This is a genomic window from Paenibacillus monticola (assembly GCF_009664975.1).
GTDB lineage: Bacteria > Bacillota > Bacilli > Paenibacillales > Paenibacillaceae > Paenibacillus_AQ > Paenibacillus_AQ monticola.
The window spans coordinates 402,482-423,799 of the sequence record NZ_WJXB01000007.1; the positions used below are offsets into that span (position 1 = coordinate 402,482).

Here is a 21,318-nt window from a genome sequence, read left to right on the forward strand (position 1 = left end):
TTTCGTACGACACTGTAGCTATATGGGTTTCCTCCTGCTTGGCATGACGGTTGTCTACTCTGCATAAATTGTTAACAATACCCGTCCTGTCCTAAGTTATGAAGAGGTGATATGAGAAATGTACATTAAAATACGCCGGATCGCCACAGGCTCTGCACCGTTTGTGTCCGGGATACTCGCCATACTGCTTGCCATCGCCATCGTATCATCGCCGGAATCTTCCTTTGCGGCTTCACTTCAGGGTCTCAAGCTCTGGTGGACTCTTGTATTCCCAGCACTGCTGCCCTTCCTTATTCTGTCTGAAATGCTGACGGCTTCAGGTTTTGTGCATGGGTTTGGTGTATTGCTGGAGCCGCTCATGACACGGATCTTCCGGCTTCCAGGCGCAGGTGGCTGGACACTGGCCCAAGGTATAACAGCCGGATTCCCTGGCGGGGCCGGAGGTGTAGCACAACTGCATAAGCAGGGGAGTATAACGGATAAAGAGGCAGGAAAGCTGGCATCACTGGCCCATTTTGCCAGTCCGGTAACTCTGCTCATTGTTGTCGGCGTAGCGCTCTTGCATAATCCCGGAACGGGCTATGGCCTACTTGCTATCCATTGGCTATCGGGCCTGCTAGCTAGCTTTACAGCGAGCAGGTGGAGTAGAGAGTCCAAGGATTTGCCACCTTCCAAGAAGATAACGGCAAAAAGAAAGCCAGCCCCTCTGCACCGCCGCATCTTGCAGGCCTCAGCAGATGCTCGTAGGCAGGATGGGCGGAGCTTCGGCAAGCTGCTCGGTGAATCCGTTGCATCAGCTGTGCAAACGCTAATGATCGTAGGCGGATATATGATTATGTTCGCTGTAATCAGCAGTATTGTAACCTCGGTATTCCCGATGCTGCCTTCGGCATTGCCAGCCAGCCTATTGGAAATACACTTAGGTGCCGGAGCACTAAGCGCAGGCGCAATCAACGTCAATGCTGGCAGCGTATCAGGAGTCGTCGGCTTGGCACTGCTGTCGGCAGCGCTTGGCTGGAGCGGACTTTGTGCGCAAATCCAGGTATTAACGGTGCTCAAATCGGCCGGAATGAAATTTCTGCCCTTCGCGGCCGTTCGTCTACTGCACGGACTGTATGCTTTTGGACTAACTTTATTGTTCTGGAAACCACTTTTGGCGTTACGTGTTGCTGTCCTGCCTGTGCTTGCCGGCTCTGAAACCTTGCAATCTAGAACGGTAGAAACTGCTGATCTATGGTCTTTTTTTCCCAAGTTACTAGGCCTGCAAGTTCTACTGTTGCTTCTACTGTCGCTGCTTTCTTTAACTGTCTATCTTCTCACTTCGATTCGTCGTCAGAGGGGCTGAATTTACGCTTCATGGCTTGTTCAACCTCTGGCGTCACAAAATCCGTCACATCTCCGCCAAAATGAGCGATTTCCTTAACCACACTGGAACTTAAATAAGAATATTTCGGATTCGTCATCATAAAAATGGTCTCGGCATCCGGATCAAGATTGTGATTAATAGAGGCATTTTGCAGTTCGTATTCAAAATCAGTGACTGTACGGATGCCGCGTACGATGACCTGGGCATCCTTTTGCCGGACATAATTGACCAAAAGATCACGAAAGCTGTCAATTTCCACATTTGGAATGTCATGGGTAGCTTGACGCAAAAGCTCCTTTCGTTCCTCTACAGTGAACAATGGATTCTTGCTTAAATTGTTTAGCACAGCAACGATCAAACGATCAAACTGCTTCGCTGCACGCTGAATAATATCCATGTGCCCCATGGTTACCGGATCAAATGTACCGGGATATATAGCCACGCGTTCTTTTCTAATTTGTAGACTCATCTGTACCTCCCTCACCACTCTTGGTTTCTTCCGAACGAGCAGCTTCATACTGATAAATAGAAATAGTCGTTTCCCCATAAACGGCCTGACGCAGCCTGTAGAACCCCGAAATATCTTCGGGATACCCGTAGGCCGATTCATGTTCTAGTACAATTACTGCTTCCTTGTTCAGCAAGCCTTTTTGAGCCATAGCAAGCATCAGCTCGTCACCGTGCTTCAGACGGTAGGGAGGGTCCAGAAAGACAAGATCAAAAGAACGTCCCCGTTTCTCCATCGCACTAAGTGCTCTTCCGGCGTCATTGCGGTATACCTCTGCCTTCTCTTCAAGCCTTGTAGCTTTCAAATTCGCGCGCACCGTATCAATGCTTTGGGGTTCCATATCCACAAATACCGCGCTGTCCATCCCCCTACTCAAGGCTTCGATTCCCAGTCCGCCTGTACCCGCGAACAAATCGAGCGTTGAGCCACCTTCGAAATAAGGGCCGATCATACTAAATACCGCTTCCTTAACCTTGTCGGTCGTTGGCCGCGTTCCGCTGCCCGGAACACTTTTCAGGGGTCTCCCCTTTGCACTTCCCGATACAACTCTCACCAATCTCACCTGCTCTATATCTCTGTTTATTATGCCGGTTTGGGGCATAAGTCCACGCCTATCGTACCACATTTGCAGCATGAAATAAAAAAGATTGTCTCTATATGTCATGCAGCCCGTCACTTGCGATCTCCATAATAATTTCAATCGTATGTATAAGACTGGACATCGAGGGACATCATGTAGTTATCGACATCGCAAAATGTCGTAGACAACCGCGGAGCAGGCTTACGTTTCCCCATAAGCTCTTCGTCCGGTTTCTCCTCTCCCATGAAAGGGGCCCTAGTGATAGGGCCCCGAATTTATGTTTGTAGAGCCTTATGTAGTAAGGATTTATTGCTAATGGTGGCGTCTAGGGGCTTTAGAGATGATTACTAACAAGATAAACAGAACAAGGATAGCACCTGTAGAAGTAAATCCTTCACCGTATCCGCCAATACCTTCGCTCACTATTTAATCACTCCTTTGCAATAATGTACTGTTTAGAACTGAAGAATCGGGGGACTTCAAGTGGAGGTGCAGAGTATCGTCCGATTGCGAAAGAAAAGAACGCCCACATGGACGTTCCCTTAATTTCTGTATTCGTCTGCAACGTTCTGGTAAGTTACACATTTACAATTTCTATTTACGATTCTGTCTTGCATGTAATGTTTTCATTGCAAATCTTGCTATCGGCTGTGCAACCAACAGTTCAATCCAAAATGCTATACCAAAGTTTCTTGGCCAAATGTGAAGGAAGTTTTTAAATGGCTCTATGCTTATTTGTTTCGTCCCAACCCATGTGCCTATAATTGATAGTAAAATAGATAACACTGTGACATTCAAAAAAGTATTCAATAGTACCCTAGCATTAAATCCATCAGTTTGTCCTATGAATTTGGGCATTACTTTCCCAACTACTGGTCCTGCTACTAATCTTACGGATAAAACTACGATTATCCACATGAATGGAATAATCTTTAGTGTATCTATATACACTTCCTTGCTGAACCCTCGTTCCAATCCCACAATAATAGGAGCAATAGTATTTACTGAAATGATTGAAATAATTAATAAAAATAATATACCTTCTTTTGCGTTTCTAGGAAGTCTTGTTTCTCCATGCATGTTTGTCATCTCCGCGAATACTATTTCAGATGGCAGACGTATCAAGAGACATATATTTTTGGTCATTAAAAAACCAATATCTCTACACACTGATTTAATAATCATAACATTTTTTCCAAATGAATATCAGACCTTTTTACTGGGAATTTATTAAATTCAAGCAAAACTTTCACAACGTATCAGTGTAATATTTCTCTCTTGTTCACCTTAAAACCTGATAGGGATTGATCAAACATATCCAGAATAAAAAGGAATCGTTCAGCTTCGCGGAATACATGATCGGCTAACAACGGGTGGATAATACTCTTTATTTTGCATTCATCGATTAAATCACGCGCTGTCTTTTTAAAATCACGTAAAGATTGAACGGAAACTCGGTTTTCATCAACAAATTGACTCAATAGGGGAACCGTTTGTGATTGTGGTCGCATTCTTAAATGCCTTCTTCGAGAAATATAGAAAAAACGATACGCTGGCAATTACCGAAGTAACTGCCCACATACCGTTCTTTTGATACATGTGAGTGAGGAATGACATTTAATTGAAGATAGAATGGTGGTCTCCTACGATTGGTCTGCTTCTAAAACAAATTATATTGCCATCGGGATCTCGAAAATGCATTGATCTTGCACCCCAAGGATAAGTAGTAGGAGGTGTCAGAAATTCAACACCCATAATTTTTAATCTTTCATATTCCATATCTACATCATACACATTAAACCCCAAAGTGAAATTTCCTATTCCCCAATGTTTTGAAAAGTCAAATCCCATATCAGTTCCAGCAGCTTTTTTCGAGTAAATTGCTAAACCTGTACCTATAGTTTCAATTTCCGCATGAATATCATTTCCCTCTGCTACTGTTTGCAATATTGCTTCATAAAATTTAGTAAGGACTACCACGTTTTCAGTTATGAGACACACATCAGCAAATTCCATATATGCCCTCCTCAAACAGACTAAATTTTTTGTTTATTAACATCATTAGCGAGAATCAACGCCTTTAATGCTGAAGTTGACGATCTGACTAAACCATTGTACAAAAAAACTCCTTCACTTATAGCCGTGAAGGAGTCTCTTAATGTTTCTACCAAAACGAATTACTATTTCGCAGCCTTAGCAGCGTTCAGAATCGCTGTTAAATAACCTTGAGTATCCACTAGAGTAGCTCCGCTTACAGCATCGACCATTTGTTCTTTGGTCTTGTGCGTAAGTGTAGCTTCAAGTGATTTGATTGTTCTGCCAGTTGCATATTTCTCAACAGCAGCCATGTTTTTGTCATAAGAAACCGTGGATTTGGCTTCTTCTTTCATGTGCTCACTGTAATATTTAGTATTAGCCTTCTTCGAGGCAAGGACCATTGCTGGATCTTTGTAATTCTGTCCGAAATCGGAGTCAGAGTTAGGCACTCCCTTTGCCACATCTGAGCCCAAGAATTGATAGTCGTCCAGCGAGGCAGCTACAATCACACCATTTTGAACTACAGCAACTGCTACAGTAAAGCATTTTGTGCCATGAGCAGCCGCTTCAACCCGGCCTACCTTAAGCGGAGCACTTGCCGCCGACGAAACATTGTTCAGAGCGGAGCTATTACCTGCCCCTACAACAGCCAAAGAAATACCAGCAACTAGCAATAATTTTGTAACTTTTTTCACATACATTCCCCCGATTCATGTTATAAATAGCGCTTTCATGTTATAATTTATCAATATTAAGCATACCCGTCAGTTAAAAATGTTACTATAAATATGCAAATATATGGTATTAGCCTATTCATATCACATATATGTATAAAAAGAGCCGTCTATTAGACGGCCCCCTCTATATTATTTCTGCACCTTTATCCATTCCCCTATATCGCTAATCACTTTGGCATCCACAAACCCGGCAACGTTATACTCTGTAGCGGTTCCTGCTCCAACCCCGTCGTAATCGACAAAGAAATGATTCAAGCCCGGATATAGCTTATAAACAGCCAATGGATCATTTTTCAATACTTCCTGCCACAGTGTATAGTCTTTGTTGGCATAGACCTGGATATCATCCGCGCCCTGCAGCACAAGTACCGGTTTGGTCAGTTTGCGGGCGATAGTCTCTGTACTATGTTGGTCCATCTCCATGAAGTAATAGGCGGGGCTTCCAAACAAAGTTGCTGCTTTAGCCTCCGTCTCGCTCCATGTACTCATTTGGTTCGCTTTTGCTATTTCTGCTGCGAGCATGGCTTGAGATTGTGCCTTAAGTGGGTCTTTGTCATCCATGACCTTAAAAATGGCTGCGTATTGATCATTCATAATCTCCCACAGCTTCCGCGGTGATCCTGCCAATAGTATGAGTCCGGCAAAATCACCGCCCTCCGCATCTATTCTAGGTGCCAGCATCCCCCCCAGGCTGTGCCCAACCATATACACCCGTGCTGGATTAATCCGTTTGTCGCTCTTAAGTAGCAGAGAAGCCGCAATCGCATCGTCTACCGTTTCTTCTTTGACGGTTACACCTGCGGCTGCTTCACCCATAAATTGTTGCGGATAAGTATAAGTACGCTTGTCATAGCGGAGAACCGCTATCCCCTGCTGCGCCAGCCCCCATGCGATATCGCGGAACGGCTTGTACCCGTACGCAGTTTCGTCCTGATCCGACGCCCCTGACCCTTGAACTAACACGACTGCAGACAATGGACCCGTCGCATTCTTAGGTAATGTCAGTGTACCCTTCAGTGGATGTGTCGTTCCTGCCCCTATAATGATCTCCTCTTCTATTACACCCGCTGGAATAACCAAATCAGCAGGAAGTGGGGAGATGTGGAGCCCAATAATTTGACCGTTATTGTTATATAGACTTGTTACAGCTACATCTCCTTTGCTAAAAGAGACAGTGCTTACTATGGTAAGCCCATCATTTCCTTTGCTAGATTGAACTGATTTCAATTGCACAAAGTCTCCGTTCGGAGTAGCGATGCTTTCCCAGGCCTGCTGAAGCTGTGGAACAGAGACGGCTGTCTGCATAACCTCACTAAAATATCGTTGTGACAGCAGTTCATATTTACCAGAGGTAAAAAGACCGAGAACCGTGTTGGCCATTGCTTGTGGAGTGTTCACAACAATCTCTCCCGACACAGCATCATAAGTGGTCACCAGTCCCAGTGCATAGAAGAAGGACAAGGGTACATAAATACGATTATTTCGCAATACCACTTTGCCGTCAAAGGCGATTGTGTCCTGCCCATTAATCGTAACTTCACTTCCTCCAACCTTAAGTGTGAGCTCACTTTCTCCCCCCGCTAATTGAACGATGTTATTCTTTTTAATGAAGGAAACAGTAAGATCCAGTGCGTCTCCTGCTATACGGAGGGGTACCATCACAGTCGAGCCGCTTACATAGGGTGTGCCGTCCACCGGGAGTATCAACGCCTCATTATTAATACTGAATTTCACTTTTCCCGCTGCCCCGTGCGCTGTTGTAGCTGGCCAGGCCCAACCTCCTGAGAGCAGTAGACAACAAGACAAGACAATCGCTAACCCTTTTTTCACCAAAACCCTCTCCTCTCTTGACTCACAACACTTTTTACGGAACACATTAAGATTGGTTACAGCATCATTTGGAAATTCTAGCACAATAGAAGTTAATTAATTTCTCCCGCTTGTCTCCAAGTGCTGTTATGATTAAAAGATTAAATAGATGTAAGGAGGTATCTACTTGTTAAAGCTATCTGTATATCGCAGTTGTCCGCCTCAAGGAGATCCCAACGAAATCATTACTGGAGAAACAGTTCAGGATCTAATTGCCACACTTTATAATAAAACATTAATGAAATGGGCAGGAAAACTGAATGGCAAGGAAGTCATTGAGCAAATAAGTTCAAGTGATGTTGTAGAAGGTGTAGTCTGGTACCCCAAAGGCGACAAAAGATATTGGTTTGTTGTTGAACGCATTTCATGATATTACTAAAAAAATAGATACAAAAAAATAGAAGGCAGGAGAAGTTCCATACCTTCTATTTCTGCTATTCTAAAGATTTTAACAAGACCTCCGCAAATTTTTAATTGCAATTTCATTTAAACGTAGAGCTCTTTTAATGGACACCCTCGCTTCCAACACTTCCTGTCTTGCCCGGCTTCCAAGAGGTAAACAACGAAGATTTTCATTTATTTCTGCAAGTCTTCTCAATAGAATAACTCTTTGCGCCCGCAAAGCCTTTAAAGCTCTCCAAATTCTTGCTTTATTCTCAACAGACATTATCCAACACCTCTTTTCTTTTTATAGAATAAGAGATGCAAGAGATCACTTATCTGTCTGGATGATTTGGCAATTAAAGATTTAGGAATATAAGAAAAAAGATGACCCCTGTTAAAGACAGAAGCCACCCTTGAAAGGCAAGATCAGATTATTAATATCGTCCCCCTAGATAAAGCAGGCACTTAAAATAATAACTAGCAAGATATAAAGTACCAATATCGCACCTGTAGAAGTCCAAGGACCTACCGGACCCGGACATGGTCCTACACCAACGCCGCCAACATTGCCGCCGTAACCGCAATCAGCACCCATTAGAAAACCCCCTCCTTAAAGTTGAGTACAGAACAGAATATGTAGTGAATGTCTTTAAAGATTGGGCAATCAGTCAAAAAGAACCCCGTCATGATCTGACGGGGTTAAACAAATGTGGATTAATCAGAAACCAGAATACCATCAAAGCTCTCTGGACCTACACGAATTGTGCCAAGAATATTCGAAGCAACAAAGGCTGTATAGGTTAACTGCGGGGTAATCGGCGGCAAGAAATCAGCAGCCGAGAAGGTAATGACTTGCGGAGCCAATACACTAAGATCGAAAGTGGAAGTAGCAGAATAAACCAAGGGATCGGTTGGCAAGGTTCCTCTGACAATCGTAATGGTGATTCCCGCCAGAGCTAAAGGAAGCGTAACAGATATCGTTCCTTTAAGCAGAACACGCGGATTCGTGGTTACGCCCTCGGTGATCAGACCAATTTGACCAAAGAGCTGCGGGGTATCGACAACCAGAATAGGAATCGCTATGGAACCCGCGTAGCTGGCGTTCTGCGAGGTTCTTGCATCAAGATAAGTTCCCATATAAAGCACCTCCTTTCTTGTTGACATACAATAATGTATTAATAATTCTGATAGAGTGTGTGGTTATATCACCAGTGTTATATGCTTGTTTTAGGAGAGGAGATCATCATTCATTCAAAGACATGATTAACCATCCTTGGTTGTTCCCTCCCGTTTGTTAAAGGCCAGCTCGAAAAGCCCTGTCGCAGAGAGTCCTGCAAGCCCACCCGCCCAGAGACGCAGAATAAGACTCATGTCCGTAAAAGGATAGGCAATCGCCCCTACCAAGAGTCCTATTACCAATCCTACAGCTGGCACTATATTACGTGGAAGCTTTACACTATTCTTCACAAGCTGCACAAGCGCCATTACAAAAACAGCCAGTACAGAAGCAAAAGCAAGCACATTGTTAAGTGCATCATTATTCATATTTATCAATCCTCCTTACCTGTTATCAGCAGTCCTGCCCGATTAAGCACAGTTAATATTCGATAGAAATCATAGCTACCTCCTGAAGGAGAGTCTAGTAGTCCAGCAGCGATTGCCGCATTCACCGCGGGCTGCGCCCAAGCGGGTAAAGCCATCGCTATCTGTCCTTCTAACAGGCTCAGGCGCTCTGATACGTTCTTGATGGACTGACCCTGTTCTTGCACACCTGTCTTTAGTGTATCCTTACTGACAGTGAGGCTGGTTATCAAATTACGCAGTTCCGTCAGCCCCGTTTCCAGATCAACAAGCTTTTGTTTGTCTTCTGCCGACATTTCATCATCCTCCTTCACCTCATCGTCATATGGATACAGATTGAAGCTGTTCATAATCTGAATCAGCTTTGCTGCATAGCTCGGGTCCGTTGCATATCCGGCTGCAGCGATCTCTAGAGCAGCGGTCTTGCCAAGTGCGCCAATCACCTTACTGTATCGGCTATTATCCCTTGAGCCCACACCCACAATCAACTCGGAATGATCAGCAATAGATTCGCCCCAGTTGTTGTATGCGCGAAAAGCAGCAGCGACCTGTACAGCCTTACCACTAACATATTCAGTAGTTTGAATCATCATGCTTCCGGCTGGACCCTTGCCTTTGATACCGAACAGGTTATTGGCTTTTACCGTTAAAGAACTGCTGCCCCAGCCAGATTCAAGCGCCGCCTGAGAAATGGTCAGTGAGGCGGCAATCTTATTTTCTCGCATATTTTCTATAGCATAAGGAGCAATCCTAGCAATAAACTCCGGCTCCTTCATTTCATCACATCCTTTCTATCATATTTAATGCACTTTCTCTTTAAATGCTTGTGCTTATCCCCTACTAACTGCTTTGTTTCTGCTAGATTCTTGTTTTACAAGAATAGACGGATAAATTCTTATCTTTGGGCAAAAAAAAACACGCTCCAAGAGCGTGCACATCATTCCAATGTTAGCCAATTTGCGATCTGGTCGTAATTTCCAAACTCAGCAGTTGCTCACGCACCTTCACAACTTCCCCAACAATAATGAGCGCCGGATTAGCGATCTTCATCGCTGCAGCCAGCTTATCAATGTTTCCAAGTGTTCCGGTCACAGTCCGTTGGCGAGACGTAGTGCCATTCTCGATCAACGCAACTGGTGTTGTAATATCTTTCCCATGCAGCAGTAGCTGCTCACGAATGTGACTTAGCTGGCTAACCCCCATATACACGACGATCGTATCCACACTATGCGCAAGGATGTCCCAGCGGACAGGCGAGGCATGGTCATGGCAGCGACTTCCGGTCACAATGGCAAAGGAGGCAGCGAGCCCCCGGTGAGTCAGCGGAATTCCAGCAGAAGCAGCTGCACCAATAGCTGAGGTGATCCCCGGTATAACTTCATAAGGAATACCTGCCTCTGCCACAGCAAGCGCTTCTTCCCCACCTCTGCCGAATACAAAAGGATCTCCTCCTTTCAGACGGACCACTTTGTGGCCTTCGGCAGCATATTGAATCATTAACCGTTCGATTGTCTCCTGCGGCATAGAATGATGACCTGGTGATTTGCCACAGTAGATTCGGAGAGCCTCTATTTTGGCATAGTTTAACAATTCTTCATTCACAAGTCGATCATATAGAATTACGTCTGCCTCTTGGATACGGAGCATCGCTTTAATAGTGATTAACTCCGGATCGCCCGGTCCCGCTCCGACAATGGCTACACTACCCGGCCTCATGAACTTTTCTCTACTTTCTCTACTAATGAAGGGGATATCATCTTGTCGGCAGAGGCCCGACCTGTCTTAAAGCTTCTTTGTGAAAGGTAGAACAGGATACCAGTAAATACAACACCACCGATGAAATTACCGACCAAGACAGGTATGCCATTCCAAATCCACCAATCTGCAAAGGTAACATTCGCCCCCAACATCATACCTACGGGAATGACAAACATGTTCACTACCGTATGTTCAAAGCCTTGACCGAAAAAGGTCAGAATCGGCAGCCACATGGCCATTATTTTGCCTGATGTGGATTTAGAGGTTAATGCCATTACTGACCCCAGCGTAACCATCCAGTTACACAACATGGCTTTGATGATGGCCAGCAGCATCCCGTCTCCTCCCAAATGCTGGTAGGCAAGGGTCTTGCCTTCACTGGCCGTAATCAGGGTTTGAATTATCGGATTACTCATATCGGTGCCCATCTTCGTAATCGTAAGTGCGTACAGAACCGCATATACCGCACAGCCAAGCAAATGCCCGAGGATAACCCACAGGAAATTATTCAGCATTCGCCTTACCGTTGTTTTCTTCTCCAGCACCGCCAGCGGGATCAAGGCGAAGCTGCCCGTAACCAGCTCTAAACCGAGTAGAATAATCATTACGAAGCCTACCGGAAATAACAGCGCCCCCACCATCGGAATCTTTGTCTGAGCCGCTGCTGTAAAGGCTAGTGTTGTCGCACAGGCCAGAATTGCGCCACCCAGACTCCCTCGTACCAATAGCTGCATGATGGATGATTCCGCTTTATTTTTTCCAGCCTCCACCATTGAATTCAGAACTTCACTAGGCTTCACGTAGTCCATGATTATCCCCCCCCTTTTTATAAGTTATTTCTATTAAATGGTCACATAGATGGCGCCGTTGTCCGGATCAATCTCTACATTAAAAGTGGTAACACAGCCAGTATCCGGTTCCTGCACAGCTCCACTATGCAAATCTATACGCCAATCGTGAAGCGGACAATGCACCTTGGAGCCGCAGACCATGCCTTCTGACAGTGCTCCACCTTTATGCGGACATTTATTCTCAACTGCCAGGACTTCACCATCGGAAAGACGGAATAGGGCAATATCAGTGTCATTTACTCTAAAGGTGCGAGAGCCCAAGAGATCAATATCAGTAACTTTTCCCACAAGCATTTTGGTCATATTCATAGCATAGGCCCCCTCTTTTTATACAGTCTCAGTTTGTGTGATGGGTTCAAAATTCTTGCGCAGCTCCGGTTCGTTCACAATCTGCTTCCAAGGGTCGGTTGTCAGGCTGAGTGTCTTCTGTATTCTTTCCTGCAGCGCCAGACGATCCTCACGATTCTCCAAGGCCTTCTTCACACTATCCACACCTACGCGCTCTACCCATGCTGCCGTTCTCTCATTCCATCCAGCACTCTCGCGATAATATTGGAGAAAAGCACTCGCCCACTCTACTACCTCATCATCCGTCTTCACTACACAGAGCAGATCGGTTGCACGGACATGTACACCGCCGTTACCTCCGATATGCAGTTCCCAACCCCCATCAATTGCCACCACGCCAAAATCCTTAATCGTCGCTTCCGCACAATTGCGTGGACAGCCAGAGACAGCAAGTTTAACTTTAGCTGGCGCTGTCAGCCGTTCGAATTCTTTTTCCAGACGAATCCCCATTCCAATAGCATCCTGTGTGCCAAAGCGGCAGAAGGTAGAACCAACACAGGTCTTCACTGTGCGCAGTGTCTTCCCATAAGCGTGGCCGGAGGGCATATCCAGCTCCTCCCACATCTTCGGCAAATCCTCTTTCTTAACCCCAAGCAGATCGATTCTCTGTCCGCCCGTAAACTTCACCATTGGCACATCGAACTTTTCAGCTACTTCAGCAATCTTTTTGAGGGCTGCCGGCGAAGTTACACCACCATATATTCGCGGAACCACTGAGTAAGTCCCGTCCTTCTGAATGTTGGCATGATAACGTTCGTTCGTGAACCGTGATTCCTTCTCATCCACATATTCTTCGGGCCAGAGCATCCCCAGGTAGTAATTTAAGGAAGGACGGCATTTGGAGCAGCCTTCTTCCACATTCCACTCCAGCACATTCATCACTTCTTTGACCGTCTTGAGCTCCATACGTTTTATCTCGGAGACGATTTCATCACGTCCCAGTGAGGTACAGCCACAAATCCCTTCCTTGACAGTTACAACTGCATCACCTGCATACAATTGCAGTAATCCTTCGACTAGAGGCTTACAACCGCCGCAGGAGGCAGAGGCTTTGGTGCATGCTTTAATCTGACCTACGCTGGTGCAGCCCTCGGATTGAATCGCTTCAGCGATTCTCCCCTTGGATACTCCATTACAGCCGCAGATGATCTCATCATCTGCCATTTCTTCCAGCCGATTCCCTTGGCTCGCAGAGATGGCGTCCGCGGATATTCCTAACAGCAATTCTTTTTCCCGCCCTTTGATATTCTCGCCCTTCTTAATCATGGAGAACAGCTGTGCTCCATCATTGGTGTCACCAAATAACACAGCTCCGATGAGTTTGTCATTCTGGATGACCAATTTTTTGTATACCCCATCTATCTCATCCTGAAAACGCAGTGCGCGAGAATTCTCTGGCTCCGCAAATTGGCCTGCTGAGAAGACATTCACACCAGACACCTTAAGTTTGGTTGATGTCACAGAGCCGGCATAACCTTCAGTCTCAACTCCGGCCAACCTTTTGGCTAGAACAGCTCCTTGCTCATATAGGGGCGCTACGAGCCCATAAGCGATTCCCCTATGCTCTGCACATTCACCGACAGCTGAGATGCCAGGGATATTCGTCTCCATATAATCATTGACTACGATGCCGCGATTGATCGTAATCCCACTCTTTTGTGCTAGTTTAATATTGGGCTTGATGCCGACCGCCATTACAATCAAATCTGCTTCAACTGTACTTCCGTCAGCGAATAGTAAACTTTTGACTCTCTTTTGGCCAAGGATGGCTTCCGACTGCTTATTTAAAAGGAACTTCATCCCCTGATCCTCAAGCTCTTTTCTGAGCATGATAGAGGCGGGTTGGTCCAACTGACGTTCCATAATATACTCATTGATATGAACAACCGAGACTTCCATCCCGAGATGTAACAATCCTCTAGCTGCCTCCAAGCCGAGCAGGCCTCCGCCAATCACAACCGCCTTCCGATATGACTTCGCAGTTTCCTGCATAATCTCGCAGTCTTTGATATCACGAAAAGCAATAACACCTTTCTTATCTGCACCCGGCAACGGCAGCATAAAAGGATGGGAGCCGGTTGCCAGAATTAACTCATCATATTCTATTTCTATCCCTTGATCAGAATAGATTTTTCGTTTATCGGTGTCTATCGCAGTTACTGTCTGACCAATATATAAGGTAATGTTGTGGCTGCGATACCATTCCAGATCATTAATGATGATCTCATCCATATTTGCTCCACCAGCAAGAACAGAAGATAACATAATTCGGTTATAATTAGGATGCGGTTCAGATCCGAATATTGTAATTTCATAAGCCTCGGGAGCCAATTTGAGCAAGTGCTCAATCGCCCACACCCCTGCCATGCCATTGCCGACCAGTACCAGCTTTTTGCGTGTAGCTGTCATATTATCTCTCTCCTCTCCATGTAGAAAACGCAAACAGCCCGCTCCACTCCGCCCGGAAACAACCATTTCCATTGCGATAAGTGAAAGCAGGCGCCATTGCCGCTTCAAGCGAATACATCATTGTATTCGTGATTGATTATTTATTAAACCGACTATACAACAGAAAATAGAGATACGTCAACAATTATGACATTTAAATTTTTAAATTCTTAAATTTATCGACAAATCGGTTGCATCTGTGTTATATAAATTAACATTAAGATTCAATATAGTTATAAAGGAGCGTCAAACTATGCATTCCCTGTTGATCATTCATAATAGTATGGCAGAGATAGACATAGAAGAGCGTTCAGCTAGCAGTCCTGACAGTGTTCTTCGTTCCTGTGGGTATCTTGTCAAGATCGCCACTACCTCAAAGGAAGCTCTGTCCATGATCAGAGATGCGGATGCCTCGATTCTCCAATGCCCGATTACAGAGATCAACACCTGGGGTATTCTACTCATGCAGCAAAAAATTGCGCCGATTATCTGGTGGTGTACCCACGAGACTGCAAATCTCTCTGTCGCTGCCTGTGATGACAATATTATGGTAGATGGTGTATTATCGCCTTCTATGCTCGCTCAGGAGATTCACTGGACCCTTCATTTCAGTGCAAAACAATGCTTCGAGCGGCAGCAATGGCTGAAGGAACGGGAGCAGCTATTGTCCCGAATTGAGGAGCGGAAATGGATTGATATGGCTAAGGGCATTCTGTCCAAGGTGAAGAACATTTCCGAATCAGAAGCCTATGACCTTCTCCGCAAGCAAGCGATGAACGAACGCAAGCGTATGGTTGACGTAGCCACTTCTATCGTCAAGGTATATCAGCTGTTGCAGGATCAAACATAAGGGGGCTTACTTATTTATGATAAATATATTAAAAGAAGTCGCCCGAGGTAAGCGCGGGGCCCGTGATTTAAGCTACGAAGAAGCCGTCTATACAGCAGAATCTATTCTGGGCTTAACCGCTTCTCCTGTACAGATTGGAGCTTTTCTTATCGCCGAGCGCATCAAACTTGAAAGTATAGAAGAGCTGGAAGCCTTTGTCAGCGTTTGCCGTAAATACGCACATCGCGAACCCTTGCAGCAGGGACTGGATTGCGCAGGTCCCTACGATGGAAGAAAACGTTCCTTTGTGTCAACGTTCCCGACAGCATTTCTACTCTCGGCAGCAGGGTTGCCGGTTACTTTGCATGGAGCCGCCTCTTTGCCGCCCAAATGGGGAGTGACACTGCAGGATATCATTCACGAAACCGGGATTAATGTCACCCAGCTAACCCGTAGGGAAGCAGTAACTGCTGCCCGTGAGAGCGGAGTGCTGTTCGCTGCTGCGGAACAGTGGTGTCCTCCCTTGGGAGCGATCCGGAGTCTTCGTGAAGATATTGGCATGCGGACTATTTTTAATACAGTAGAGAAGCTAGTCGATTATTCCTGCTCTCCCTTCATCGTCTTCGGTATCTATCACAATACCGTCTTCGACCTCTTATCCAGACTCATTATCAAACTTGGTTATCAAAAAGCATTAATCATCCAAGGTGTAGAAGGCTCTGAGGACCTCTATATTGACCGTCCAACCCGTGTATACACTATAGAAAATGGTCTTTCCGCCTTGGATATTATCGATCCAGAGTCGCTGGGTCTGGACACCGAAGTACCTGAATTAGATTGGACGGCCCTTCAGCAGATAACAACAACAGAAGCTGTACTGCAGGGAGGCGGGCACATGGCCTTTTATAATCAGACGTTGTTAAACGGCGCAGCAAGGCTGCATTTGGCCGGAAAGGTCAATTCTTTAGAAGAAGGAGTGTATACGTGCAAGCATTTATTGGATAACGGTGAAGCTTGGTCCGTCTACACCAGATGGAAAAGCGCACTGCTAGGCAGTAAAGCAGCCTCCATTAGCCCAGCGTAAAAATACAACAACAAATCTGAGCACCAACACAGCACAAAAACCGCCATCTTTCGGCGGTTTTTGTGCTGTGTTGGTGCTGTTTATTCCAGATCGTTCGTGGTTCTCAAGAAGCCATTTCGAATGGTTCTTAACATTCGACTGATTCCCCACAGAACTGCGGAGTCATTTCTTCTTGATAAAGCTCATAGTTTGTATAAAAATTGTCCTGAGTTCTGCGAATGATAGTGCTTACATGAATCTCATATAGTATAATTTATTAAGCATTAGATGCCAAAAATAGGAGTGATTTCATTTGTCCGAACAATTCGAAATGTACGACGACCCGTTCAAGATGCTGATCCTACTGGCTACACTGATCTCAGAGAAGCAAGGTGTGGAATTGAAGTATGAGCATGTTCCTACTTATGAAAATGATGTATTCGCAATTCAACATGAGAAATTCGTCTATAAAAAAGACGGGACTGAAATTACCTGGTTTGAATTTCTGGGCAGAGACATTGCCTCTACTACCGACCTGAGCCGGTCCCAGTACAATAAGATGTTTGTGGATTGTATGGCTTCTCTTTACAGTCTTGAGTAGCTCTAGCGCTTCTTCATAATTCTCCTTTGCGGGAGCCTCTCCGGTAGATTCTTATCTGCGGAGGGGCTCCCATTTTGAGCACAATCCCCTCAGGTTTTCCCTCTCGTAATAAGGATAATTTAATGTGTGAAACAAATAAATTATTATCTTTTTTAAAAATAGAACTTTAGTAGATTGTCCTACTCCGCTCATTTCGATATAATAGCTAATAAACAAGCGGAGGTAAACTATGGGCGGCTCCAGTAGAAAAGAACCATTCCGTTATGTAATGAATCAGCCTATTGATTGCTGGCTCGAAGTACCAGCCAGTAATGCTGGTCCCGGAGCCGGAAAGTTAACTGAGGGGATACTGCTTGACCTCAGCCATTCCGGCTGTAAGGTACGTACTTCCTTAAATCTCCGCTTCACAGCGGGCGATACGAAGCTAATTATTCATTTTCAATTAAATGATGAGAAGCTACAATTTGAGGGCAGTGTACGTTGGGGCTGGATGTTCGGTCTCGGCCAGTACCAATATGGAGTAAGACTGGATCTGCAGGAAGCCGAAGAAGATGAACTTCTACGGGAACTGGAAACATGGACAAGTGCTCGAAGTAATGTTGAAGGAATGTAGGATCTATGGAGTTCTTTGGACGCCCTCCACACAGGAGTGGCGTTTTTTTGCGCAAAAACGAAAGCAAAGCTTATCCAGCCTTACTCTCGTCCACTGAACTACATCTTTAGATGATAATACCATTGTTCCGGCGATGAAGATAAGTGACTAATTTCCTAACTAAGTAGGCTATCAGGACTCTACTCTTTTCTTAACAAGTAGGACTGTTACATATAGTAGCAGAACTGCCGTAATCACTTCGAACACAGCCGGCCCTAGGTTAATGATGCTGCCGGAATTTGTATAAAAGTCAGGCGTAATCTTTCCCTCAACCATATGAAACTGTAAAGTATTCTCCAATCCGCTAAAAGAATTACTAAATAGCTGCTGCTTTATATAGGAAATTCCATTATTGAGTATAAAAAATATTGCGATTCCTATCCACACCTGCCCCTTTATCCGCACACTTCGTGCCACCGTTATGGACAGCATCAGAAGAATCATCAGGTACCCTGCTACCCAGAGCATTTGCAGCATACTTCCGAATGAAAGAGTCCAAAAATTTACCGGAAGGAAATCTGCCGAATGAAACATAATATAAAGACCCAGATGCAACCCAGCCATCACCACGACTCCCAGCAGAAGAATCCATCCCAATAGCAGCGGAGACAGAACACTAAGAACAGGGTTCACTGGCAATAGCCGCCGATGATAGGATCTCAAATTGTGATCATAGGTACGCACGTTATAGATTTGGAGGATAATCCCGGCAATCAAATAGGTAATTATATTTCCGATGAACATCCCTTCACTCGTTTTCTCCCCAAACCGCCATATCCCGGTTTCACCCGCAAATATCCATAAGCCGACTTGCACCAGCAGGGTAATTGCAAAAACTCGAAGAATCCGGTCCCGATTGCGTCTGAAATCATACTTAAGCAGCATTAGCATTCTGCATACACCTCTCTAAACAGTTCATCGATACTCTTCCCGTGACGGAGCCGGAGTTCATCCACTTCGCTATGCATGATGACTTCTCCCTCTTTCAGAAATATCACATCATCAAATATTCGCTCTATGTCTGATACCATATGGGTCGAGAGTAATATCGTACTGTCCTCTTCATAAAACTCCACCAGTGCATCAAGAATTCGAGTTCTCGCCACTGGATCTACCCCACCAATAGGTTCATCCAGCAAATATAGCCTCGCTCTGCGTGACAGGACCATTGTAAGCTGCAACCGCTCATTCATTCCTTTAGACAAGGTGTTCACCTTATCTTTTTCCTTCAGCTTCATAAATTCCAGCATGCGCTGAGCTTTGTCTGGATCAAAGTCAGGATAGAACGCACGCTGAAACTTTAGAGCATCACCAACACTCATCCATGATTCGGTCAGCGGTCGATCAGGCATGAAGGATACAACCGCCTTACTCGCAGGTCCCACAGGTCCCCCAAGAACGGCTACAGAACCGGAGGTTGGGTGGGTCAGACCAGCAATGATCTTCATTAATGTACTTTTACCGCTGCCGTTGCTGCCTAGCAGTCCGGTGATCTTACCTGCACCCAGGGTAACGGATACACCGCGCAGTGCGTGTGTGGCACTGTATTTTTTCGTAACCTCATGAACTTCCAGGATATTCTCCACCTTGCTAATCCCCCTATTCTCCATCCTTGGTCCCGATACTCTCCGCCACAGCCGCTAGAATATCCTCTCCCTGAAAGCCAAGATCCTGCATCCCACGGATAAAACGATCTAAAATGTCCTTGGCCATTTCTTTTTTAATCGTCATGATTGTCTCTTCCTTGCTTGTGACGTATCTACCCATTCCGCGCCGTGTCTCCACAATCTCCTCACGCTCCAGTTCTTGAAATGTTCTTTGCACTGTATTCGGATTAATCTGCATCTCACTGGCTAGTTCGCGCACCGAGAGGATCTTATCCCCTGGTTTCAGCTTGCCTGTGACGATTTCTCCTTTGATGTAATTCATGATCTGGAGGTAAATCGGCAGGTTGTTATCGAATTCGATTGTCATCAAGCAACGTCCCTTCGTCTAAACACGACAAATCCGGCCAAGAGAAATAGAAGCATATACACGGCGAGCATCGTAATGGAGAAACTTAAGGTCATCCCCCGCATGGGTGCTCCATTCCCTTCGTATGCAGAAAGATTCAAGTTAGGGAATAATACATATTTGTAGAAATCACGAGATATGACCAATTTATCTATCGTAATGGCGAACATTGTGATCCCGATCGTTACTCCAGTGGAAGTCGTCAAGATACCGATCATAAAGGCCAGAGTTACATACACAACGGTGTACACAAAACCATATAAGACCGACAACAGGATCTCTGAGAATCCAGCCTCTCCCCCATTTAGCCCAAACCATAAAATACCGGAGCCGTAGACTGCAATAGTAGTAACTATCGTCAGAGTCAAAGCATAGACCAGTACGATCACATATTTGGAAGCAAGAATAGCGGTGCGGCTGCGGGCCCGAATGAGAAGGAACTTAATGGTTCCTTGCCCGTACTCCTTGGACACAACACCAGCTGTACCGATGATAGCAAGAATGGTTAACGCCTGACCAATGCCATTGGGCAGCAGCATCGTCGAAGAGAAGTCAAAGGCCGATCCAAATAATTCAGCAGATACAGAATGTACTATATAACCTACTAGCAGCGGTAATAGAATGAGCAGCACATACGGCATAAAGAACATGCGCTTCTTGGACAATTTCAGCCATTCATTAATCATCAGGTTATTAAATCTACGCAATGAGGTTCCCTCCTGTCCATTTCAAGAAATCTTCTTCCAGACTTTGTTTCAGCTCTGTGATCCGGTAGATACCCACTCCGCCGATCCCAAGGGCTGTTACAAGCGCAGGTACATTACTATCCAACAGCGTTACTGTCAGCTCAGCGCGTGTACTATCCATACCATTCAACTGTGCAATCTCTGTTCCTTCCACGATGTCTATCGCAGATTGGAGCAAATCAACACGAATCGTTAGTTTCACCTGTGCTGCCGCTTCTTGCTCCTCACCCAACTTCGTCACCGTCACCAGCTTGCCGTTCTGAATGACCACCGCGCGGTGACATATTTGTTCAATCTCAGCCAGCATGTGACTGGAGATTAGAATGGAGATGCCTTCCACCTCGGCAATCGTGCGCATGTATTCGCGCATCTCGCGAATGCCGGCAGGATCAAGGCCGTTGGTCGGCTCATCGAGGATTAATAGCTTTGGCCGCTGAAGTAATGCCTGGGCAATCCCTAGACGTTGACGCATGCCCAGCGAATAGGCCTTCACCTTCTTGTTCATCGCTTCCTGCAATCCTACCAGCTGTACAACCTCATTGATCCTCTCGTCATTGACCTCATCTGTCATCCGCTGATATTGCTTCAGATTATCAAGTCCGGTCATATACGGATAGAATTCCGGGTTCTCAATAATGGCTCCAATGTGGGCAATGGCCCGCTTGAAATCATTCCGGATACTATGGCCCTGAATCATCACATCGCCTTCACTCATCCGAATCAGACCCGTCATCATCCGAATCGTCGTTGTTTTGCCTGCCCCATTGGGTCCGAGGAGCCCGACAATCTCACCCTTACGGATATCAAAAGACAGCTTATCAACAATCGACTTCCCCTTGATGATCTTGCTCACGCCATTCATTTGCAGCACTAAGGGTGCTTCCTTACCAGGCTCTACGTTCTGCTGCTTCATCGTCATTTGATTCATCATTATCTGATTCATCGAA

27 protein-coding genes and 1 pseudogene are annotated in these 21,318 nt (G+C 45.4%); 6 read left to right on the top strand and 22 right to left on the bottom strand.

Annotation, left to right across the window (positions count from 1 at the left end; all coding sequences use genetic code 11):
• The first annotated feature begins 118 nt into the window (after positions 1-118).
• Positions 119-1,345 (top strand): nucleoside recognition domain-containing protein, encoded by a 1,227-nt coding sequence (locus tag GJB61_RS19670; protein ID WP_154120711.1) that lies wholly within the window; start codon positions 119-121, stop codon positions 1,343-1,345.
• Here GJB61_RS19670 and coaD read toward each other — a convergent pair.
• The 8 genes and pseudogenes from coaD to GJB61_RS19705 all read right to left on the bottom strand — a co-directional run bounded on the left by coaD (position 1,317) and on the right by GJB61_RS19705 (position 7,058).
• Positions 1,317-1,835: a pantetheine-phosphate adenylyltransferase gene (gene coaD / locus GJB61_RS19675; RefSeq protein ID WP_154120712.1), complete on the bottom strand. Its 519-nt coding sequence runs from the start codon at positions 1,833-1,835 to the stop codon at positions 1,317-1,319. The genes GJB61_RS19670 and coaD overlap by 29 nt on opposite strands.
• Positions 1,819-2,427 carry a 16S rRNA (guanine(966)-N(2))-methyltransferase RsmD gene (gene rsmD, locus GJB61_RS19680; RefSeq protein ID WP_338115961.1) on the bottom strand — a complete coding sequence of 203 codons (609 nt, stop codon included), beginning with the start codon at positions 2,425-2,427 and terminating at the stop codon, positions 1,819-1,821. Before rsmD ends, coaD begins: the two co-directional genes overlap by 17 nt.
• Positions 2,428-2,766: 339 nt before the next feature.
• A complete protein-coding gene (locus GJB61_RS32405; RefSeq protein ID WP_338115976.1) occupies positions 2,767-2,880 on the bottom strand; it encodes a YjcZ family sporulation protein in 114 nt (37 codons plus the stop codon).
• Between the two features lie 168 nt (positions 2,881-3,048).
• Positions 3,049-3,534 (bottom strand): DUF2798 domain-containing protein, encoded by a 486-nt coding sequence (locus GJB61_RS19685; protein WP_154120713.1) that lies wholly within the window; start codon positions 3,532-3,534, stop codon positions 3,049-3,051.
• A 179-nt stretch (positions 3,535-3,713) separates the two neighbouring features.
• Positions 3,714-3,965: pseudogene (locus tag GJB61_RS19690) on the bottom strand (DUF2935 domain-containing protein); the annotation flags it as partial.
• A gap of 106 nt (positions 3,966-4,071) precedes the next feature.
• The gene (locus GJB61_RS19695; protein ID WP_154120714.1) at positions 4,072-4,470 is read right to left on the bottom strand and encodes a VOC family protein; all 399 of its coding nucleotides are present in this window, start codon (positions 4,468-4,470) and stop codon (positions 4,072-4,074) included.
• 164 nt (positions 4,471-4,634) lie between these two features.
• A complete protein-coding gene (locus GJB61_RS19700) occupies positions 4,635-5,186 on the bottom strand; it encodes a hypothetical protein (RefSeq protein WP_229522024.1) in 552 nt (183 codons plus the stop codon).
• Between the two features lie 171 nt (positions 5,187-5,357).
• Positions 5,358-7,058 carry an alpha/beta fold hydrolase gene (locus GJB61_RS19705; RefSeq protein ID WP_154120716.1) on the bottom strand — a complete coding sequence of 567 codons (1,701 nt, stop codon included), beginning with the start codon at positions 7,056-7,058 and terminating at the stop codon, positions 5,358-5,360.
• A gap of 166 nt (positions 7,059-7,224) precedes the next feature.
• Between GJB61_RS19705 and GJB61_RS19710 the strand changes: the two genes are divergently transcribed.
• On the top strand, positions 7,225-7,467 hold the full coding sequence (locus GJB61_RS19710; RefSeq protein WP_154120717.1) for a hypothetical protein: 243 nt from the start codon (positions 7,225-7,227) through the stop codon (positions 7,465-7,467).
• Positions 7,468-7,545: 78 nt separating this feature from the next.
• Here the strand turns inward: GJB61_RS19710 and GJB61_RS19715 are convergent, their stop codons facing one another.
• From GJB61_RS19715 to nirB, 9 genes are all read right to left on the bottom strand, one after another.
• The gene (locus GJB61_RS19715) at positions 7,546-7,764 is read right to left on the bottom strand and encodes a hypothetical protein (RefSeq protein ID WP_154120718.1); all 219 of its coding nucleotides are present in this window, start codon (positions 7,762-7,764) and stop codon (positions 7,546-7,548) included.
• A gap of 165 nt (positions 7,765-7,929) precedes the next feature.
• The gene (locus GJB61_RS31295; RefSeq protein ID WP_195724402.1) at positions 7,930-8,076 is read right to left on the bottom strand and encodes a hypothetical protein; all 147 of its coding nucleotides are present in this window, start codon (positions 8,074-8,076) and stop codon (positions 7,930-7,932) included.
• A gap of 119 nt (positions 8,077-8,195) precedes the next feature.
• Complete coding sequence (locus GJB61_RS19720) at positions 8,196-8,618, bottom strand: hypothetical protein (protein WP_154120719.1); 423 nt, start codon at positions 8,616-8,618, stop codon at positions 8,196-8,198.
• Positions 8,619-8,744: 126 nt separating this feature from the next.
• Positions 8,745-9,026 carry a holin gene (locus GJB61_RS19725; RefSeq protein WP_154120720.1) on the bottom strand — a complete coding sequence of 94 codons (282 nt, stop codon included), beginning with the start codon at positions 9,024-9,026 and terminating at the stop codon, positions 8,745-8,747.
• A 5-nt stretch (positions 9,027-9,031) separates the two neighbouring features.
• Entirely contained in the window at positions 9,032-9,838 is an 807-nt protein-coding gene (locus GJB61_RS19730) for a glycoside hydrolase family 73 protein (RefSeq protein ID WP_154120721.1), read from the bottom strand.
• A 172-nt stretch (positions 9,839-10,010) separates the two neighbouring features.
• Positions 10,011-10,778, bottom strand: coding sequence for a uroporphyrinogen-III C-methyltransferase (gene cobA, locus GJB61_RS19735; protein ID WP_154120722.1), 768 nt, complete (start codon positions 10,776-10,778; stop codon positions 10,011-10,013).
• Complete coding sequence (locus GJB61_RS19740; protein WP_154120723.1) at positions 10,775-11,629, bottom strand: formate/nitrite transporter family protein; 855 nt, start codon at positions 11,627-11,629, stop codon at positions 10,775-10,777. Before GJB61_RS19740 ends, cobA begins: the two co-directional genes overlap by 4 nt.
• A gap of 33 nt (positions 11,630-11,662) precedes the next feature.
• Complete coding sequence (gene nirD / locus GJB61_RS19745; protein ID WP_154120779.1) at positions 11,663-11,974, bottom strand: nitrite reductase small subunit NirD; 312 nt, start codon at positions 11,972-11,974, stop codon at positions 11,663-11,665.
• 24 nt (positions 11,975-11,998) lie between these two features.
• A complete protein-coding gene (nirB, locus tag GJB61_RS19750; protein ID WP_154120724.1) occupies positions 11,999-14,428 on the bottom strand; it encodes a nitrite reductase large subunit NirB in 2,430 nt (809 codons plus the stop codon).
• A 292-nt stretch (positions 14,429-14,720) separates the two neighbouring features.
• Here nirB and GJB61_RS19755 point away from each other — a divergent pair, with 292 nt between their 5' ends.
• The 4 genes from GJB61_RS19755 to GJB61_RS19770 all read left to right on the top strand — a co-directional run bounded on the left by GJB61_RS19755 (position 14,721) and on the right by GJB61_RS19770 (position 17,573).
• Positions 14,721-15,317: an ANTAR domain-containing response regulator gene (locus GJB61_RS19755; protein ID WP_154120725.1), complete on the top strand. Its 597-nt coding sequence runs from the start codon at positions 14,721-14,723 to the stop codon at positions 15,315-15,317.
• 16 nt (positions 15,318-15,333) lie between these two features.
• Entirely contained in the window at positions 15,334-16,380 is a 1,047-nt protein-coding gene (locus GJB61_RS19760) for an anthranilate phosphoribosyltransferase (protein ID WP_154120726.1), read from the top strand.
• Between the two features lie 292 nt (positions 16,381-16,672).
• Positions 16,673-16,960 (top strand): hypothetical protein, encoded by a 288-nt coding sequence (locus GJB61_RS19765; protein ID WP_154120727.1) that lies wholly within the window; start codon positions 16,673-16,675, stop codon positions 16,958-16,960.
• 229 nt (positions 16,961-17,189) lie between these two features.
• Positions 17,190-17,573 (top strand): PilZ domain-containing protein, encoded by a 384-nt coding sequence (locus GJB61_RS19770; protein WP_154120728.1) that lies wholly within the window; start codon positions 17,190-17,192, stop codon positions 17,571-17,573.
• Positions 17,574-17,744: 171 nt separating this feature from the next.
• Here GJB61_RS19770 and GJB61_RS19775 read toward each other — a convergent pair whose 3' ends face one another.
• The 5 genes from GJB61_RS19775 to GJB61_RS19795 are packed head-to-tail and all read right to left on the bottom strand — an operon-like array spanning position 17,745 to position 21,299.
• The gene (locus GJB61_RS19775; RefSeq protein ID WP_154120729.1) at positions 17,745-18,503 is read right to left on the bottom strand and encodes a hypothetical protein; all 759 of its coding nucleotides are present in this window, start codon (positions 18,501-18,503) and stop codon (positions 17,745-17,747) included.
• Positions 18,497-19,198: an ABC transporter ATP-binding protein gene (locus GJB61_RS19780; RefSeq protein WP_338115962.1), complete on the bottom strand. Its 702-nt coding sequence runs from the start codon at positions 19,196-19,198 to the stop codon at positions 18,497-18,499. Before GJB61_RS19780 ends, GJB61_RS19775 begins: the two co-directional genes overlap by 7 nt.
• 13 nt (positions 19,199-19,211) lie before the next feature.
• Positions 19,212-19,586: a GntR family transcriptional regulator gene (locus GJB61_RS19785; RefSeq protein WP_154120731.1), complete on the bottom strand. Its 375-nt coding sequence runs from the start codon at positions 19,584-19,586 to the stop codon at positions 19,212-19,214.
• Entirely contained in the window at positions 19,586-20,332 is a 747-nt protein-coding gene (locus GJB61_RS19790) for an ABC transporter permease (RefSeq protein ID WP_154120732.1), read from the bottom strand. The genes GJB61_RS19785 and GJB61_RS19790 overlap by 1 nt, the downstream gene beginning before the upstream one ends.
• Complete coding sequence (locus GJB61_RS19795; RefSeq protein ID WP_154120780.1) at positions 20,325-21,299, bottom strand: ABC transporter ATP-binding protein; 975 nt, start codon at positions 21,297-21,299, stop codon at positions 20,325-20,327. Before GJB61_RS19795 ends, GJB61_RS19790 begins: the two co-directional genes overlap by 8 nt.
• Positions 21,300-21,318: the final 19 nt, after the last annotated feature.

Excerpts from the sequence above, each read along its gene's own strand:
- GJB61_RS19695 (WP_154120714.1), bottom strand. The coding sequence starts at position 4,470 with ATGGAATTTGCTGATGTGTGTCTCATAACTGAAAACGTGGTAGTCCTT.
- nirD (WP_154120779.1), bottom strand. The coding sequence starts at position 11,974 with ATGACCAAAATGCTTGTGGGAAAAGTTACTGATATTGATCTCTTGGGC.
- GJB61_RS19755 (WP_154120725.1), top strand. The coding sequence starts at position 14,721 with ATGCATTCCCTGTTGATCATTCATAATAGTATGGCAGAGATAGACATA.
- GJB61_RS19730 (WP_154120721.1), bottom strand. The coding sequence starts at position 9,838 with ATGAAGGAGCCGGAGTTTATTGCTAGGATTGCTCCTTATGCTATAGAA.
- GJB61_RS19740 (WP_154120723.1), bottom strand. The coding sequence starts at position 11,629 with ATGGACTACGTGAAGCCTAGTGAAGTTCTGAATTCAATGGTGGAGGCT.
- GJB61_RS31295 (WP_195724402.1), bottom strand. The coding sequence starts at position 8,076 with ATGGGTGCTGATTGCGGTTACGGCGGCAATGTTGGCGGCGTTGGTGTA.
- GJB61_RS19760 (WP_154120726.1), top strand. The coding sequence starts at position 15,334 with ATGATAAATATATTAAAAGAAGTCGCCCGAGGTAAGCGCGGGGCCCGT.
- coaD (WP_154120712.1), bottom strand. The coding sequence starts at position 1,835 with ATGAGTCTACAAATTAGAAAAGAACGCGTGGCTATATATCCCGGTACA.
- GJB61_RS19715 (WP_154120718.1), bottom strand. The coding sequence starts at position 7,764 with ATGTCTGTTGAGAATAAAGCAAGAATTTGGAGAGCTTTAAAGGCTTTG.
- nirB (WP_154120724.1), bottom strand. The coding sequence starts at position 14,428 with ATGACAGCTACACGCAAAAAGCTGGTACTGGTCGGCAATGGCATGGCA.
- GJB61_RS19775 (WP_154120729.1), bottom strand. The coding sequence starts at position 18,503 with ATGCTAATGCTGCTTAAGTATGATTTCAGACGCAATCGGGACCGGATT.
- cobA (WP_154120722.1), bottom strand. The coding sequence starts at position 10,778 with ATGAGGCCGGGTAGTGTAGCCATTGTCGGAGCGGGACCGGGCGATCCG.
- GJB61_RS19725 (WP_154120720.1), bottom strand. The coding sequence starts at position 9,026 with ATGAATAATGATGCACTTAACAATGTGCTTGCTTTTGCTTCTGTACTG.
- GJB61_RS19785 (WP_154120731.1), bottom strand. The coding sequence starts at position 19,586 with ATGACAATCGAATTCGATAACAACCTGCCGATTTACCTCCAGATCATG.
- GJB61_RS19685 (WP_154120713.1), bottom strand. The coding sequence starts at position 3,534 with ATGCATGGAGAAACAAGACTTCCTAGAAACGCAAAAGAAGGTATATTA.
- GJB61_RS19720 (WP_154120719.1), bottom strand. The coding sequence starts at position 8,618 with ATGGGAACTTATCTTGATGCAAGAACCTCGCAGAACGCCAGCTACGCG.
- GJB61_RS19795 (WP_154120780.1), bottom strand. The coding sequence starts at position 21,299 with ATGAATCAAATGACGATGAAGCAGCAGAACGTAGAGCCTGGTAAGGAA.
- GJB61_RS19670 (WP_154120711.1), top strand. The coding sequence starts at position 119 with ATGTACATTAAAATACGCCGGATCGCCACAGGCTCTGCACCGTTTGTG.
- GJB61_RS19770 (WP_154120728.1), top strand. The coding sequence starts at position 17,190 with ATGGGCGGCTCCAGTAGAAAAGAACCATTCCGTTATGTAATGAATCAG.